Here is a 16,353-nt window from a genome sequence, read left to right on the forward strand (position 1 = left end):
ACGGCCGGACCGGTCGGGGCCGAAGCTGCGGTGCGCTCATGCGTCAGGCCTGGGCGGCGTCGGCGTCGAGCTGGCTGAAGGGGGCCACGACACAGCCGGCCGGGATGACGGCGTCGGTGAGGATCGCGTAGGCGCCCACCCGGGCACCCTGGCCGATCCGGGTGGTTCCGCGTACGAGGACGCCCTGCTCGAGGGTGACGTCCTGAGCGAGCTCGGCGGTGACGTCCACCCAGGTGGAGGCCGGGTCGACGACGCCGACGCCCTGGGCCATCCAGCCGGCCAGGACGCGGCGGTTGAGCTCGGCGCCGAGCTCGGCGAGCTGGGCGCGGTCGTTGCAGCCCTCGACGAGCCAGTGGTCGGTGGCGACCAGCGCGCTGGTGGACCGGCCGGTCTGGTGGGCATGGGCGACGACGTCGGTGAGGTAGACCTCGCCCTGATCGTTGTCCGTGCCCAGGGTCGCCAGGGCGGTGCGCAGGTGGGCGGCGTCGAAGACGTAGACGCCGGCGTTGATCTCGCGGATAGCGCGCTGGGCCTCGCTGGCGTCGCGCTGCTCGACGACGGCCGAGACGGTGCCGTCGGCCTCGCGCACGACTCGCCCGTAGCCGGTGGGGTCCTCGAGCTCGGTGGTCAGCAGGGTGACGGCGTCCCCGCGCTCATGGTGCTGAGCCAGGAGTTCCTTCAGGGTGGCGGTGTCCAGCAGCGGGACGTCCCCGCTGGTGACGACGACGGGCCCGGTGAGGTCCTCGGGGAGGGCGGCCAGCCCGCAGGCGACGGCCCGCCCGGTACCGGGCACCTCGTCCTGGTCGGCCGGAACGGCATCGGGGGCGACCTCGGCGAGGTGGGCGATGACGGCGTCGCGCTCGTGGCGCACAACGACGACGAGGTGCTGGGGCTCCAGCCCCCTGGCCGCGGTGACGGCGTGGTCCACGAGGCTGCGACCGCCGATCCGGTGCAGGACCTTGGGGGTGACCGATCGCATACGAGTTCCCTTGCCTGCGGCCATGACGATGACGGCGGCGGGTGCGGTTGGCGTCACGTGTCCTCTTCTCACAGGTTCGCGCCCGGGCTCCCGACGTCTCCGGCCGCGACCGGGCGGAGGCCGGGGACGGACTCCAACGGTTTCTGAAATCAGGTACGGATGGACGGTTGGCGCGTATCCCACCGGCGACCGGGTGACCGCCGTCGGGCGTGAGAGCGAGGGAACCCCAACGCCGCTCATGCTACGCCGCTCCGCCCCCAGGATTCGAACCCGGGCCTCAAGGCTCCAAAGGCCTGCGTGCTGCCGCTACACCAGGGCGGAAGGACACATCCCGACCCGGGCCCGACGGCGAGGGGCGAGACGCCGGGACAGTCTCTCATGTCCCGGTCGCACTCGGCACCTTCGCGGCGGCTCAGCGCGCCCCGGTCGCGCCCGGTTGCGTCCCGGTCGCCTCCGGGACCGGACCTGGCACCGGGCCTCCCACCTGCGCGGGGCGTATGCCACACTCCTTGGGCTTCGCGGTCGGCTGGGAGGACAGGGCAGGATGGGGGCATGTCCAGTTCCCCCTCCGCTCCCCCTCCCTCCTCCGGCAAGCCGGCAGCGGTGCGACTCATCGAGCTCGACGGGCTGCGCGGGCTGGCCGCCGTCGTCGTGCTCATCCACCACGCCCTGGAGACCGTCCCCGCGCTGGCGGAGGTCGGGGCGCGGCCCGGCACCGTCCCCACCGGCACCTTCAACCGGATCCTCACCCAGAGTCCCCTCCACCTGCTGTGGGCGGGCCATGAGGCCGTCCTCATCTTCTTCGTCCTGTCCGGTGTGGCCCTGACCTACCCGGTGGCCCGCCGCCACGCCCAGGGGCGGCGCTTCGACTGGGTCGACTACGCCCCGAGGCGCTTCGTGCGCCTGTGGCTGCCGGCGGCGGCCTCCACCACCTTCGCGGTCATCGCGATGCTGCTCGTGCCGCGCTCGGAGGATCCGGCGCTGGGGCACTGGATGACCGTCACTCACCCCGTGGGGCTCGGGGCGCGCCAGATGCTCATGGAGTACCTGCTCATCCCCAAGCACGCCTACCGCAATACCGTCCTGTGGTCTTTGCACGCCGAGGCGATCTTCTCCTTCGTGCTGCCCCTGATGATCCTCGGGGTGGCCCTGTGCGCCCGCTGGCGGATCTCCTGGCTGCCGGTGGTGGCGGCCCTGGCGGTGCCCGTCATCACCGCCAGCCCCGGCTCGGGCAGCTACCTGCCGGTCTTCACCGTCGGCGCGGTCATGGGCTGGGCCTGGGGGCACAACCCCGCCCCGGTGCCGCAGCGCCCCCAGCCCTGGGCGACGGCGCAGGCCCTGGTGTGCCTGCTGCTCATCACCCTGGCCTGGTGGCCGGGGATGGAGAGCCACACGGCTCAGCGTCTGGCCAACGCGGTCACCCTGGCGGCCGCGGCCTACCTGGTCCACCTCGTGGTGCGGGCCGGGGCGCTGCGCGGCCTGCTGCGCTCGCGCACCGTGCAGTACCTGGGCCTCATGTCCTTCTCCCTCTACCTGGTCCACGAGCCGGTCGTGGTCTCGCTGCGGCTGCTGACGCACTCGATCTCGCCGTGGTGGGTGCTCATCCTGGCGCCGTTGGCCTCGGCGCCGCTGACCTGGTTGTTCCAGCGCTACATCGAGGCCCCCAGCCACCGGCTGGCCCGCCGCACCGGGGCTCTGGCCTCGGCTCGCTTCGCCCAGTGGTCCGAGCGCCGTCGCCCCACCCGGTCGGCGGACCACAGCGAGAGGGGCTAGGGCCATGGCGGCCAAGCGCACCCGTATGAGCGCCAGCGAGCGGCGCGAGCAGCTCATCGCCGTGGCCCGCGGGCTGTTCGCCGAGCGCGGCTTCGACGCCACGAGTGTGGAGGAGGTGGCGGCCCGCGCCCAGGTGTCCAAACCGGTGGTCTACGAGCACTTCGGCGGCAAGGAGGGCCTGTACGCCGTCGTCGTCGACCGGGAGATCACCACGATCTCGGCCGCGATCTCCTCGGCGATCGCGGACCCGGCCGCGGACGCCGCGGCGGCGCCGGAGGCCGGGCGGCGCGCAACGGAAGGGCCTGATGCCTCCGGCTCGGCCTCACGGGTCGCCGAGCGGGCCGCCCTGGCCCTGCTGACCTATATCGAGGACTCCCCCGACGGCTTCCGCATCCTCTCGGCCGGCTCGGACCGCGCCGCCGGCACCTACTCCACACTGCTGGCCGACGTCGCCATCGAGGTCTCCGGGATCCTCGCCTCGCAGTTCGCCGCCCACGACCTCGACCCGCGCACGGCCCCGTTGTACGCCCAGATGCTGGTGGGTATCGTGGCCATGCCGGCTCAGTGGTGGTTGGAAAACCGCTCGATGAGCAAGGAGGAGGTGGCCGCTCACATGGTCAACCTCGCGTGGAACGGCCTGCGCGGCCTGAAGGCCGAGCCCACGCTCCACTCCGGGCCTGCAGACAACTCACACGGCTCCGAGGGCGCCTCGGGGGCGGGGACCGACTCGCGCACCGAGGGCTCCGCCCACCGCCACAGCGCCACCGAGTCCTCCAACGCGCCCTGAGCGCCGCCCCGGAGTCACTCGTACCCGCGTCGTCGTTGGTGTTGCTGCACCTGGCGGAAGCCCGTCGCATTCGTCACTACCCGATCGGTCGATCGTCCTGCGAGTGCCAGCAATCCTCAAACCCCAACGACCCGACGAGTTCTGAAAAGTGCCCGGGAAGGAGGTGAGTCACTTCCTGTGCCCGGCTCTTGCCCCAAACAGCGCGCTATTCTGTTGCTCCCGCAATCACCGAAACGGAACCCATGGACCCGGAAACCCTCATCATCGCGCTGCGCAAGAACGCAGTCCTGGTGGTCATGCACGTTGTGCTGGGCACCATCATCGGCACTGTCTTCGGCCTGTTGACGCCGGCGCAGTACACCTCCACCGCCAATGCGAATCTGGGTGTGGAGAACAGTGAGGCCAACCTCCCCAACACCTTCAACTACCTGACCTCCATCATGCCGACGCTGGTGGAGATCGGGACCTCGGAGAGCACCTTCGCGGAGGTCTCCAAGGACACGGGGATCAGTCAGGACGAGCTGCGCAAGTCCGTCTCGGTGACCAGCAAGACCGGCACCACCCTGGTGGAGATCCGAGCCACCAGCACAGATCCCCAGCGCGCCCACAGGATCGCCGAGGCCGAGCTGACCGCCCTGGACTCGGTGGCCCGCGACCTGTCCAGCTCCGGGCAGGCGGGAAACACCACCGCGACGCTCAAGGTGGTCGACTCCCCCACGACCCCCTCCGCCCCCTCGAGCCTGTCGGCCATGTCGACCGCGCTGATCGGGACCGCCATCGGGCTGGCCGCCGGCGCCATCGTGGCGATCCTGCTGTACTTCCTGAGTCAGAAGAACCCGCAGGACAAGGTCGAGGACCCGCTGCTCATCATCGGGCGTCGTCGCTCTCGGGAAGACGCCTGACCGGCCGTGGCCCAGACATGGTCGCAGGGCACCTCCCACCAGGACTCGCGGACGCCGTCGGGCGCTGATCCCGAGTCGAGCCGCGAACCGGGGACGACATGGCGGCGGCTGGAGATGGCGATCGCCGTCGTCCTGCTGGTCTGCGTGGGTGTGCGCCGCGAGCTGGCGGCAGCCCTGAGCGTCGGGGACTGTGTCGCACTCGCCTCGGTCCCCATCACCTGGACGGCCGTGCGCAAGGCGCGCCGCTTCTCGCTGCTGCTCGTGCTGTCCATCCTGGCGTCGGGCACGGCCTACATCATGTCCCTGCTGGCCGAGAGCAGCTTCGTCGTCGAGGCCTGGGCCCGCCGGGTCACCACCTTGAGCCTGCTGGCGGTGCCCTGCGCGGTAGCCGTCTTCGTGTGGGGGGCCCGCCGGCTGGGCGCGAGGCGCGCGGCCCTGGCGGTCGGCTTCGGCATGTTCCTGGACGCGCTGCCCCTGCTGCAGACCAGCTCCAACCCGTGGAAGTTCGGGATCGGTGCGGCGGTGACGATCATGGTCCTCAGCCTCGTGGCCGACCAGCGCCGGCTGGTGCAGATCGTGGCCCTGCTGGTGCTCAGCGGCGTCTTCCTCGTCTCCGACTCGCGCTCCACCCTGGCCTTCCTGGCCATCATCCTGGGCACGGTCATCTGGCAGGCCCTGGCGTCCTGGGCCCGATGGCACGTGCCCACTCCGAGGCGCCTGGCGATCTCCCAGATCCTCGTTCTGGCGGTCGTGGGGATCGTGGCGATGGTTGGGGTGGTCATGGCCTCGGAGTCCGGGACCCTGGGTGAGGACGCCCAGAACCGGACCATTGCCCAGTCCTCCAGCTCGGCGGGCCTGCTCCTGTCCGCCCGCCCCGAACTGGGGGCCTCCTGGGCGCTGTTCCAGAACCGGCCCTGGGGGTACGGCGCCGGCGTCAAGCCCCGTTTCGAGGACCTGTGGGTGGCCAAGCAAGGCATGGCCGCCCTGGGCTACGACCCGGAGAACGGTTACGTCGAGAACTTCATGTTCGGCGGCCGCATCGAGCTGCACTCGGGTCTCATGGACATGTGGGCGGCGGCCTCGATCCCGGGCGGCCTGCTGCTGCTGCTCATTGCGGGAATGGCGCTGGCGGCGATGATGCGCGACCTGGGACGCCTCAAGGCCACGCCCTGGCTGTTCTTCGCGGCTCTGACCGTGGTGCAGAACGTGTTCGTGGGGCCCTGGACGGTGCTGCCCGCCTACCTGCCGATCGTGCTGGGGGCCGCCGTTCTGCAACCTCCCCTGCGTGAGGCCGCCCAGGTGGGCATCGACGACGAGCCGGCCGCCCCACCGCGGGATGAGCCCACCGACTCCGCTGCGGCGCCCGCCCAGCAGGCGTGATCCCGACCGCGAGCCCTCAGTGGTCGTACTCGCGGTGGACGCAGCCACCGTGGCGCACATGTATGCCGCGCACAGTGAACGACGAGGTAGTCGCCACCCCTTCACGGGAGATTCGCTAGCTCGCCTATCGACGCCCGGGATTGATCCCACATCCGCACGGCTTTATTGTTCCAAGGAGGACACCTCAAGGATGCCGATGCGTCGGTCCGGAACATGCCGGACCTGCCAAATTCTATCGCTGTATGGATGAACGGGCAGTACCAGGTGTTTGAATACGCAAGGAATTAGTCTCATGAGCGCACGAACCTTAGTACGCGGGCCGATTGTGCGGCTCGCCGCAGTGTCTCTGGGGTCGAACATCGTCGACGGGATCCGAGTCGCTGCCTTCGCCGTGCTGACCACCGCATATGCCGACTCGGCGCTGGAGGTCGCACTAGTTGCCACCGTAGCAACGTTACCTAGGGTGCTCCTCTCCATACCGATCGGCGTCATGCTCGATCGATGGTGCAAGTTGCGCACCCTGTACCTGGTCAACCTAGCCCGTGCACTCATTTTAGTGGGGCTCGCCGTGGCGCTCCACCTTGGCGCCGGGTCAATCCTGCTGCTTTGTGCGTTCGCCTTATTCTTCGGCATGTTAGAAGAATTATATGACGCAGCGTCAGTACTGGTCGTCCCCGATCTCACAGAACCTAACCAGTACCTGAAGTCGAATGCCACCATCCGATGGGTGCAAGAGCTTGGCAATGGTGCTATCGGGCCGTTTGTTGGCGCCACATTGGTAGGATGGTCCGTGACAACGCCATTCACTTTGAGTGCAGGGGTATTGCTCATCATTGCGCTCGCACTACACTCTCTTCAGCGCTCACACGTACTGATGCCTGACCAGTCGTCAGCCGAGAGACAATGCGATGAGGGCAGGCAGGAGGACGCATGGTACGAGTGCGCAGCGGAAGTTAACAGCGAACCGACGGCCGCAACTATTGAGACTCGCACGCGCACTTTCATGAAGGAATTGTGGGACGGCCTTGTTGTGACTTGGCAAAATCCGTTCGCTCGCAACATTGTGGCGGTTTTCGGGATCTGGAACCTCTTCGGTTGGATGCCGGAGTCTATTCTCGTTGTTTACGTCATAGAGGCGCTGGAAGGTGGCGGCGACACCTACGGCCTTCTGTTAGCCATCACGTCCGTCGGCGCACTGGTCGGTGGACTTGCATTGCTAGTAACCCCCGACACAGTGAGCGTTCGTTGGGTGACCGTCCTGGCTCTTGGAGTCTACGCACTGACTCTTGCTGTTCCGGGAATCTGGCCCAGTTTCTGGGTCGCCGCGGTGGCCTTCTTCGTTCAAGGTCTCCCGCTGGTACTGTTGAGCGGCGCGCTGTCAGCTCAGATACAGTTGACGATCGATCGACGCTTCCTCGGCAGGGTCTATGCGGTAATCGGTACGGTTGGCAGCCTCGGCACGACGGTGGGCCTGGCCTTGGGAGGCGTGGTCGCCGATCTTACTTCAACGCCTTTCGTTTTTGTGCTCGGCGGAGTTGGTATTGGCTTTGCAGCATTAATGTCTGGCTTGACCTTTTCCTCGACCACAGCAAGCATCAAAGACGATTAAGTCCGACGCCCGGCTTGTTGACAAGACTGGAGCCCCATACCGCCTGACGCCCGCCGTGCACATCCCGGCCGAAGTCGCCCAGGAGTTGGTGCTCGAAGGATGGCTGGAGCGGATCGTCCGGGAAACGGCGGTTAAGCTTTTGGTGCTGCCCGATGTGGGCTCTTCAGCCAGCACCGCGCTGAGTTCAGGCCCCGGCCTTCAGTGGTCGTACTCGCGGTGGACGCCGCCTCCGACGCTGGCCGCCAGGATGCCGCGGCCACGGGCCAGTAGCCGAGCCCCCTTGGCCGCGTGCCGGGGGCTGCCGATGAGCGTTCCGCCGGCGGTTCGCAGGCCGCCGACGACGATGCGCACCAGGCCACCGGCCGCGGCCTTGGCCCGGATGGCCGGCTGAGCCCCGCCGCCGGCCAGGGCCAGCTCCACGCGCACCGAGGTGGCGGCGTGGGAGCGCTGCCGTCGCAGGATCCAGGGGCGGGTGAGGCGCGAGGCCGGCACGTGGTCGCGCACGCGCGCCTCATCGCACCAGCGGATGACACCGCCGGCGGCGCTCAGCCGGCGGGTGAAGAGCGTGTCCTCTCCCCCAGTGGCGCCGAAGGCCTCATCGAAACGCAGCCCGGCCCGGCGCACGAAACCCAGGTCCAGCAGCAGGCAGTTGGAGGCCGCCACCGGGCGGACCGTGCCGGTGGGCCAGGTCCTGCGCACGAAGAACTCGCCCTGACGCACCCACGCCTCGGGCTCGACCTCGTAGGCGGGGATGACGGGTCCGGCCACCGCCTGGCAGCCGGTCGAGGCCCACAGCCCCACGAGGGCGGCGAGCCAGCCGGGCTCGGGCTCCTCGTCGTCGTCGATGAAGACGAGCAGGTCGCGCCCACCGGTCTCGTCCAGGGCGCGGTTGCGCACCGCCGCCACACCGGGCCTCTCCTCGATGACGTAGCGCAGGCCCACGCCCCCGGGCTCCTCCGAGCCCTCCGCGGAGGAACGCACCGGCACCCCGGCGTCGGCCGCTGCGGCGAGGGCGGCCTCGTGCCCGGTGCCCTGGGCGTCGTTGTCGATGACGAGGACCTCGACGTCGCTCACGCCCCTGCCTGGGCCCCCGTCCGTATCCGCCGCGCCCGCGGCATCGCCCTCGGGTTCTCGGGCCTCGGCACTCGAGCCGCCAACCAGCTCCCCGGCCTGCTCCAGGACCCCGCTGACGGCCCGTTTGAGGTCCTGCGGGCGGCGGAAGGTGGGGATGGCGATCGTCAGCCGGTTCATGCGCTCCTCCTGCCGGGGCGTGCTGTGCTCCTCCGGCGCCGGGGGCGTCCGTACTCGCGCACGTGGACGCCCAGAGCGCCCACCACCATGCCCAGTCCGCCGCGCGAGGAGACCTCGTAGCGGGCCTGGGCGGGCACGTCACCGCGGATGCGGGCCACGCCGGCCCGTGCCCCGTCGATTCCGGCCTTGGCCAGCCCCTTGGCGCCGTAGCCCAGGCGCAGCCTGAGGCGCGCGAGCCTGTCGGAGGCACCGCCGTCGGCGGGCCCGGCCGTGTCGATGCGCACCCGGGCCCAGGACGAACCCGAGCGCAAGGAGCGCTCCAGCACCCAGGTGCGCCGGGCGCGGGCCGCGGGCACGCGCTTGGTGACCACCGCCCCGGCCGCGAAGCGGATGACGCCGCCGGCGCGGGTGAGCTGGCGGGTGAACAGGGAGTCCTCGCCGCCGGTGAGCCCGTAGCGCGGGTCGAAGCGCAGCCCCAGGCGCTCGACGACGGCCAGGTCCAGGAGCAGGTTGCCGGTATCGGCGCTGCGGACCTGGGCGCCGTCGGCGGCCTCCCAGGAGTCGAAGGCGCCTGAGGCGGTGACCCACGCCGAGGGGTCGACCTCGAAGGTCGGCGGCGTGGGGCCGGTGACGGCGGCGCAGCCCTGGGCGCGCCAGGTGCTCACGAGGGCCTTGAGCCAGCCCGGCGAGGGAATCTCATCGTCGTCGATGAAGACGAGGGCGTCAGAGCCGTGGGCCTGGCTCAGGGCCCGGTTGCGGCCGGCCACGATGCCCGGCTCGGGCTCGTGAACGTAGACCAGCCGCGACGTCACCGCCGCGTCCAAGTCAGCCGACCCGGAGGGCCCTGCCTGCCCGGACGATTCCGCCGCTTCCGACTGCCCGCCGGCCAGCGCCGCCCGGGCGGCCTCGACGACGGCCCGCGCCCCGGCCTGCGGGTCGTTGTCCACAATGAGCACGCTCGCCGTCGTCTGCGCGTCACAGACGTCGTCGGTCTGCGTCAGCAGCTCGGGGATCACCTGCGCGAGGTAGTCGTTGCGGCGGTAGGTGAGCATCGCGATGGTCAGGTGCACGTCCAGCCCGTCCTTCCTCCCGCCTGCCGGCGGATCGCGGCCTCATATCAGGGTCTAACGGTACTATCACGAAGCGGGTGCACCCCACGGTGGAAGCACCCGAGCCACGACGTCGTCCCGCACCCGGAAGGCTCCTGCTTCGATGACCGCCACCTCTGACCCCGCCCAGGGCGCCGAGACCCCCGAGGCCGCCGATCCGACCGGCCCCGCCACCGGCGCCCCCGCCCAGGCTGTCGAGATCACCGAGGCCTCCGAGGCTCTCTCCGGCGGCGAACTGCTTTCGCGCACGGCGGTCATCGTCGTCAGCTACGACTCGGCGGCGCTGCTGGAGCACACGCTGGCGCGTGTGGCCGAGGACTCCCCCGAGGCCCGCATCATCGTCGTCGATAACTACTCCACGCCCGCCGCCCGCGGAGAGCTGGTGGCACTGGCCTCCTCGCGGGGCTGGGAGGCGGTCCTGCCGGAGACGAACACCGGCTTCGGCGGCGGCATGAACCTGGGGGCGGCCCGGGCACGCGAGCTCGGCGCCGACCTGCTGGTCCTGCTCAATCCCGACGCCGTCATCGCCCGGGCCGACCTCATCCGCCTGGCGGCCAGGGCGCACGCGGACCGGCTCGCCCTGGTGGCACCGGTGCTCAAGGACTCCAGTGGCCGCATCGTCTCCGACGGGATCGTCGTGTGCCTGGCCGACGGCTCGATGCGCTCGCGCCGCTCACCGCGCCCGATTCCCCCCGGCGGCACCCAGCCGTGGCTCTCGGGGGCCTGCCTGGCGCTGTCGGCGGACCTGTTCGAGGCCGCCGGCGGCCTGGACGCGCGCTACTTCCTGTACTGGGAGGACGTGGACTTCTCGGCCCGAGTGCTGGCGGCCGGGGGCAGCCTGGCCCTGGTGCGCGACGCCGTGGCCGTCCACGATGAGGGCGGCACCCACTCCGAGGACGACCAGTCCGACCGCGCCAAGTCGGACATCTACTACTACTACAACGTGCGCAACCGGCTGCTGTACGCGGCGCTGCACCTGGATCGGGCCACACAGCGCCGGTGGGTGGCCACGGCGGGCCGGGCCGCCCGCGAGATCGTCCTGCGCGGCGGCAGGCGCCAGCTCCTGAGCACCCGCCGCCCGCTCATCACGGCGGCGCAGGCCACCCGGGACGGGATGAGGCTCCTACGTGCCGCCCGCCGCGGCGAGCTGCCCGACGTCGACGTCCCCCTCATCCGCGACTGACTCAGCCGGAGGCGAGGCGTCCCGCCACCGGCGCGGTGCCGGCGGCGGGACGCCTCGGGCCGTCCGCCCGCCTCACAGGTAGTGGGCGCGCAGCTCCTCGGGGCTCGTCGGGGACAGGTCGGCGAGCGTCACGTCGAAGACGGTGCGCGCACCGGTCTCACCGCGGGCGGCCAGCCTGGCCACCGCTCGCGCCGTGGCGACCAGGACCGAGCCGGTGAACTCCGGGTTGGAGTCGAGCTGGAGCTCGAAGCTCACGGTCTCGGCCACGCCCTCGGAGGTGTGCCCGCGGCGGATGACAGAGCCGCCGTGCGGGATCCCGGCGTGCTCGGCGGCCAGCTCCTCGGCGGTGATGAAGGTGACGGTGGTGTCGTAGTCGGCGAAGTAGTTGGGCATCTCCACGATCTCCCGCTCGATGCGGGCCCGGTCGGCCCCCTCCTCGGCCACCACGTAGCAGTCTCGCGTGTGCATGGAACGGGTGGTCAGCTCGACGTCGTCACCGGCCTTGACGGCGGCGACGGTGGCCTCCACCGGGCGGGTGTACTGCTTGGCATCGACGACGCCCTCGATGCGGCGCAGGGCATCGGAGTGCCCCTGGGAGACGCCGGGCCCCCAGAAGGTGGTGGTGGCGCCGTCGGGCAGGACGGCCTCGCCCAGGACCCGCAGCATGGAGAACAGGCCCGGGTCCCAGCCGGCGGAGATCAGGGCGACGTGGCCCGAGGCCTTGGCGGCGGCGTCGACAGCGGCGAAGTGCTCGGGGATGCGGGCGTGGGTGTCGAAGGAGTCGACCGTGTTGAACAGGGTGGCGGCGGCCGGGGTCTGCTCGATCAGGTCGGTGGCCGAGCCTCCGCAGTTCAGGCAGACATCGACCTTGTCGGCCCAGGCGGCCATGTCGTCGACGTGGGCGACGGGCGCCCCCTGGGTGGTGACGGTGGCCGGGTCGCGCCGGGTGAAGACGACGGCGACCTCCATGTCCGCGTTCTTGGTGATGGCCTGCTCGACACCGCGGCCGAGGTTGCCGTATCCGTTGATCGCTACCCTGAGCATGGTTCCTCCTAGTGGGTTCTCACTACAGGATGATCCTAGGGACGCTCCGTGTTGCCTGCGTGTGACATGTTGGAGAGTGGCCGTCTGGCCGACAGGGCTACACGTGCCTGTCGGGGTCAAGCGGTAGGTGCTCACGTCTGTGCTGTCTCCTCACTTGGGAGATATGTGGGTGTCATGACTTCTGAGACACTCGCTCGGGCAGGAACCTTGGGCAGGCTGGTGGTCCCGGAGGAGAGAGCGGCCTAGAAACGAGACATGACGGGGTGTGGGTGTCCACAGCGCTGACATTAACCCGAATCGGGACTGCACACAGGAGAAGAAACCACAGAATTCCAACGATCCCCGCTGAGCGCGCTGACGCCGGGCTGGCTAATGTCAGCGCTGTGGACACCAGACCTCGCAGGAGTGAGTCCGAGGTTCTTACGGCACAGTCCAGCACCTCCGTCACAGGTCCGCCCCCACCGTCCCCTGCCCGTCGCCTGCGCCGGGGCCCGGTGGTCATGGTTTGACTCCGGCCCCGCCCAGAACTGGCTCGAGTGGGCCCGAGTCGACCTGCTCCACGAGGGTCGGGGTCCACTGGCCAAGGGTTGTGTCTACTGCACGAAGGCCCCACCTACCCGAAGCACCCCCAACCCTCCTCCAGTAGCGCCCCACCTTCGTGCAGTGCACCCAGACGACGCCGGCAGCCACCACAGTGACCAGGGCGCTCCTCTCCGACAGGCCGAAGCGGCAGCTCTCCCATCTGGCAGACGCGCCCCACCGGTGTTTTGGGAGGTCGTGACATCCGAACCTCCCAGAAGCCATGAGCCAGCACAGTAGGTGCTCACGACGTCCTTGCCGCCTTGGCGGCGATGAAGGCGTCGAAGTCGAGGGACTCCGCCTGTCCGCTCGCCTCACCGGATGCGAGTGCCTCGCGCAGCGCCGACATCTCTGTCTCCTGGTCCTCCAGAAGGCGCAGGCCGGCGCGGATGACCTCGCTCGCGGACCGGTACCGTCCGGACCCGACTTGGCTCGCGATGAATCCGACGAAGTGGTCATCGAGGCTGACGGAGGTGTTCACTGGCATACCCTTGACCTACCAGTTTTTGGTATGACACGAGCGGTATCGCACCTCGGCGACGCCCCCTCGCGGCACGCGAGCAGAACGGGGCGGGCCGGGAAGATCAGCTCTTCCCGGCCCGCCCCGTATGCGCGCTGCGCTCGACGGCGTCAGTGCTGCTTGATGGTGACCTTGTCGACCGACAGGGTGACGGTCTCCGGTCCGGCCGAGCTGGACATGTAGGTGGTCAGCCCGACGGTTCCGGCCTCGTTGAGGGTCTTGTCGTTGTCGACGGCCTCGATCCCCCACTCGGCGGGCTCGGCGTCTCCGGCCCAGAGCTTGGTCTGGATGTTGGTCGACTCCGCGCCGTCAACCACCATGCGCAGGTGGAGCGGCTGACCGGCCGTGTAGGGCTGCTTCATCACGTAGGAGCCCAGGGAGGTCTCCTTGCCCTTAACCACGCGCGAGACCGTGACCACCGGGTTGCCGGTGCTGCCGATGCGGACCGTGGCCTGGTACTGGCCGGCCTTGGTGGTGCGGGCGGCGTAGGAGATGAAGGCTCCGTTTCCAGTGGGCACCGCGTCCAGGGAGAAGTCCACGACGGCGTCGGTGGAGGTCGACTTGACCGGGTCGGAGATGATGGAGGCCGAGGAGCGCGGACCAGCCATGGCGATCCGGCCGCTGGTGCCGTCGACGGAGAATGCCGCGGCGTTCCAGGTGGTCTTCCACTCACCGCCGGCCTGGGCCTTGCCCCAGCCGCCGTTCACACTGCGCTCGAAGGTGTCGTCCAGCAGGGCCTTGCCCTCGGGCTGCTTGCCCTTGTCCTTGCCGTTGTCCTTGTCCTTGCCGGCGTTGTCCTTGCCGTTGTCCTTGCCGTTGTCCTTGCCCTTGTCGTCGCCCTTGTCCGGCTCGACCTGCTTGCCGGTGGCAGCGGTGTAGTGCTCACCGATCTGGCGCGCCGACAGCGGGGTGCTGTAGACGGCGGCCTCGTCGATGTCGGCCTGGATGTTGGTGTTGGAGGGCTGACCGTTGACACCGCTGAGGGCGTCCCCGCCGATGCGCCAGTAACCGGAGTAGCTCTGCCCCGCAGTCATGGCGCCGTCGAAGGCAGCGAGGTTGCCATCCACGTAGAGCATGGCGCCGGCGGTCGGGCTCAGGGAGGCCACGATGTGGTGCCACTGCCCGTCGTTGTAGCTCTTGGGAGTGGTGATGGTGGTCAGCTTGCCCGGGTAGAGCATGAAGCTGAGCGTGCCGTCATTGCGCATGTACACCATGCGGTCACGGCTCCACGACTGGTTGTCCGCGGAGGAGCCGTAGCCCATGATCTCGCCGCCCGAGGTCGAGGTCGTGCGGACCCAAGCCTCCATGGAGAAGGCGGTGGGGGCCTGGGAGGCGACGCGCGTCGCGGCGTGCGACTTGTTAGCGCTGTCCGAGGTCAGGCCGAGCGAGGCGCCCGAGCCCAGGACGGACCCGGCTCCGCGCTTGTAGGCCTTACCGCGAATCGTCAGGTTGCGCTGGGCCACGAAGTCCTCGGCCTTGTCGCCGCTGGTCTCGTCGAAGGACCAGTAGTGGGCGGCGCCGTCGGCCAGGACACGGGCGCCGTACTTGCTCAGGCCCTGGCCCTCAGCGGCCTTGACCGTCACCCAGTCCGAGACCGTGGAGGCCCCCCACTGGTCGGTCACCTGGACCCGGTAGCGGTGCGTGCTTCCAGGCTCGACGACGTCGGTGGCGCTCAGATCGGGGCGCTCCCAGAAGCCGGCGGTCGCGGTCTGACTGGTGACCGGCTGACCGTTCATGGCGTCACGGTAGACGTTGTAGGTCAGGGTCTTGTCGTCCCGGTCCCAGTTGGCCTTGAAGGACAGGGAGACGACTCCGGCGCGCGGCGAGCTGCCGGAGACCTTGAAGGCACCGCCCTTGTCCATGGGCCCCTGCTTGTTCGGAGCGATGTCGCGGCGGGCGAAGCGCACCAGTCCCTGCTGGGCGGTGCCATTGACGGCCAGGAACTCGCCGCCGTAGACGACGTACTTGTCGTTGCCCTCAACGGTCCAGGTCGCCTGGATGGCGCCGGAGATCTTGCCCGGCGTGAAGTCGGGGTAGAAGTTGAGGTTCGTGGTGGCGTTCTGGCCGGCGTAGTTCTTGTAGCCCGCGCCGTGGTTGTCCTCCACCGTTCCGGTGGCGGCGTTCGTATAGGCCACCGCGTTGTGGTAGTGGTACGAGACGTCCGGGAAGCCACCGATGTTGGAGCAGTCGTGGGAGTGGCTGGCGGCGTAGACGACGTCACCGGCGGGCAGGACGTCATAGGAGTCGCCGTGGCAGTCGGCCATGTAGTCGATGTCGCCGGTGACCCAGTTCAGGCGCATGACGCCCTCGAAGGTGCCCAGTCGGGAGTAGCTCGCCGCGTACAGGCCGTGCTCATCGGCCTTGACGCTCATGACGGAGGCCTCAGCGCCGGCACCGCGAACCACGCTGGAGGCGTTGTTCTTGCGCAGGCTGCCGTCCTTCTCGAAGATGGCGATGCCGTGCCCGGGCTTGTCGCTGCCACCGACGGACTCGAAGGCGCCGCCGATGGCCACGGCCGAACCGTCCACGGCCTCGACGATGCTGCGCACGTAGTAGTTGTCGATCTTCGGAGCGAAGTTCGTCAGCTGCTGGCTGCCCAGGTTGAGCGCCGCGACGCGCTGACGGGCCGAGGAGTTGACCTGGGTGAAGGCGCCACCGATGTAGAGGGTCTGGCCGTCGGGGGAGACGCTCAGGGCCTTGACGCTGCCGTTGGCGGCGGCGCCCAGCGGGGCGCGCTGACCGTCGGAGGCCCTGACCGCGCCGACACGCCAGGCGGTCTGGTTGTTCAGCGTGGTGAACTCCCCGCCCAGGTAGAGGGTCTGGCCGTCGGCGGAGGCGGCGATGGAATTGATGGTGCCGTTGGTGGTGGGCGCCCAGTTGAGGATCTCACCGGTGTTGATGTTGTAGGCCATCGCGTTGCCGCGCGGGGACTCGTTCTGGCCGGCCGGCGAGCCTGCCGGCCTGACCGCGGAGAACTTCCCGACGGCGTAGACGATGTCGCCGACTACGACCTGGTCCCAGACAATGCCATTGATCTGGGCGGTGGGCAGGGCATCGGCGGACACGGTGCTGGGAGTACCGGCGGCGCCGGCTGGGGCAGGGGCCGGGTCCGCGGCGGCTGGGGAGGCCGGAGCGAGCGTGACGGCACCGAGGGGAACGAGAGCCGCGGCCAGCAGGCCGCTCAGGAGTCGGCGGGGGAGCTTCACAGGTATTCCATTCAGAACATACTCAGATCAC

General features: G+C 69.5%; 12 protein-coding genes and 1 tRNA gene. 6 read left to right on the forward strand and 7 right to left on the reverse strand.

Annotated features, from left to right (window positions below; all coding sequences use genetic code 11):
• Positions 1–43: 43 nt before the first annotated feature.
• Both JJJ14_RS10965 and JJJ14_RS10970 read right to left on the reverse strand, forming a co-directional pair.
• Positions 44–1,036: a bifunctional UDP-N-acetylglucosamine diphosphorylase/glucosamine-1-phosphate N-acetyltransferase GlmU gene (locus tag JJJ14_RS10965; RefSeq protein WP_201444148.1), complete on the reverse strand. Its 993-nt coding sequence runs from the start codon at positions 1,034–1,036 to the stop codon at positions 44–46.
• A gap of 192 nt (positions 1,037–1,228) precedes the next feature.
• A tRNA-Gln gene (locus JJJ14_RS10970) sits at positions 1,229–1,300 on the reverse strand.
• Between the two features lie 231 nt (positions 1,301–1,531).
• Between JJJ14_RS10970 and JJJ14_RS10975 the strand changes: the two genes are divergently transcribed.
• The 5 genes from JJJ14_RS10975 (at position 1,532) to JJJ14_RS10995 (ending at position 7,430) form a co-directional block, all read left to right on the forward strand.
• Positions 1,532–2,752, forward strand: coding sequence for an acyltransferase family protein (locus JJJ14_RS10975; RefSeq protein ID WP_101559776.1), 1,221 nt, complete (start codon positions 1,532–1,534; stop codon positions 2,750–2,752).
• A 4-nt stretch (positions 2,753–2,756) separates the two neighbouring features.
• A complete protein-coding gene (locus tag JJJ14_RS10980; RefSeq protein ID WP_201444149.1) occupies positions 2,757–3,539 on the forward strand; it encodes a TetR/AcrR family transcriptional regulator in 783 nt (260 codons plus the stop codon).
• A gap of 242 nt (positions 3,540–3,781) precedes the next feature.
• Positions 3,782–4,441, forward strand: coding sequence for a YveK family protein (locus JJJ14_RS10985; protein WP_075254898.1), 660 nt, complete (start codon positions 3,782–3,784; stop codon positions 4,439–4,441).
• A 114-nt stretch (positions 4,442–4,555) separates the two neighbouring features.
• Complete coding sequence (locus JJJ14_RS10990; protein WP_201445172.1) at positions 4,556–5,821, forward strand: hypothetical protein; 1,266 nt, start codon at positions 4,556–4,558, stop codon at positions 5,819–5,821.
• 292 nt (positions 5,822–6,113) lie between these two features.
• Positions 6,114–7,430 (forward strand): MFS transporter, encoded by a 1,317-nt coding sequence (locus tag JJJ14_RS10995; protein WP_236592820.1) that lies wholly within the window; start codon positions 6,114–6,116, stop codon positions 7,428–7,430.
• A 198-nt stretch (positions 7,431–7,628) separates the two neighbouring features.
• On the opposite strand, the gene JJJ14_RS11000 is transcribed toward JJJ14_RS10995, so the two are convergent.
• Positions 7,629–8,681 (reverse strand): glycosyltransferase family 2 protein, encoded by a 1,053-nt coding sequence (locus tag JJJ14_RS11000; RefSeq protein WP_201444150.1) that lies wholly within the window; start codon positions 8,679–8,681, stop codon positions 7,629–7,631.
• Entirely contained in the window at positions 8,678–9,751 is a 1,074-nt protein-coding gene (locus JJJ14_RS11005; RefSeq protein WP_201444151.1) for a glycosyltransferase family 2 protein, read from the reverse strand. Before JJJ14_RS11005 ends, JJJ14_RS11000 begins: the two co-directional genes overlap by 4 nt.
• 142 nt (positions 9,752–9,893) lie before the next feature.
• Here JJJ14_RS11005 and JJJ14_RS11010 point away from each other — a divergent pair, with 142 nt between their 5' ends.
• Positions 9,894–10,973 (forward strand): glycosyltransferase family 2 protein, encoded by a 1,080-nt coding sequence (locus JJJ14_RS11010; protein WP_201444152.1) that lies wholly within the window; start codon positions 9,894–9,896, stop codon positions 10,971–10,973.
• A 72-nt stretch (positions 10,974–11,045) separates the two neighbouring features.
• On the opposite strand, the gene JJJ14_RS11015 is transcribed toward JJJ14_RS11010, so the two are convergent.
• The 3 genes from JJJ14_RS11015 to JJJ14_RS11025 all read right to left on the reverse strand — a co-directional run bounded on the left by JJJ14_RS11015 (position 11,046) and on the right by JJJ14_RS11025 (position 16,322).
• Positions 11,046–12,017, reverse strand: a complete 972-nt coding sequence (locus JJJ14_RS11015) for a diaminopimelate dehydrogenase (protein ID WP_075375548.1) — start codon at positions 12,015–12,017, stop codon at positions 11,046–11,048.
• 823 nt (positions 12,018–12,840) lie between these two features.
• Entirely contained in the window at positions 12,841–13,083 is a 243-nt protein-coding gene (locus JJJ14_RS11020; RefSeq protein WP_201444153.1) for a type II toxin-antitoxin system ParD family antitoxin, read from the reverse strand.
• 143 nt (positions 13,084–13,226) lie between these two features.
• The gene (locus JJJ14_RS11025) at positions 13,227–16,322 is read right to left on the reverse strand and encodes a LamG domain-containing protein (protein WP_201444154.1); all 3,096 of its coding nucleotides are present in this window, start codon (positions 16,320–16,322) and stop codon (positions 13,227–13,229) included.
• Between the last annotated feature and the right edge of the window lie 31 nt (positions 16,323–16,353).

It is taken from the genome of Actinomyces sp. HMT 175, from assembly GCF_016694895.1.
Classification (GTDB): Bacteria; Actinomycetota; Actinomycetes; order Actinomycetales; family Actinomycetaceae; genus Actinomyces; species Actinomyces oris.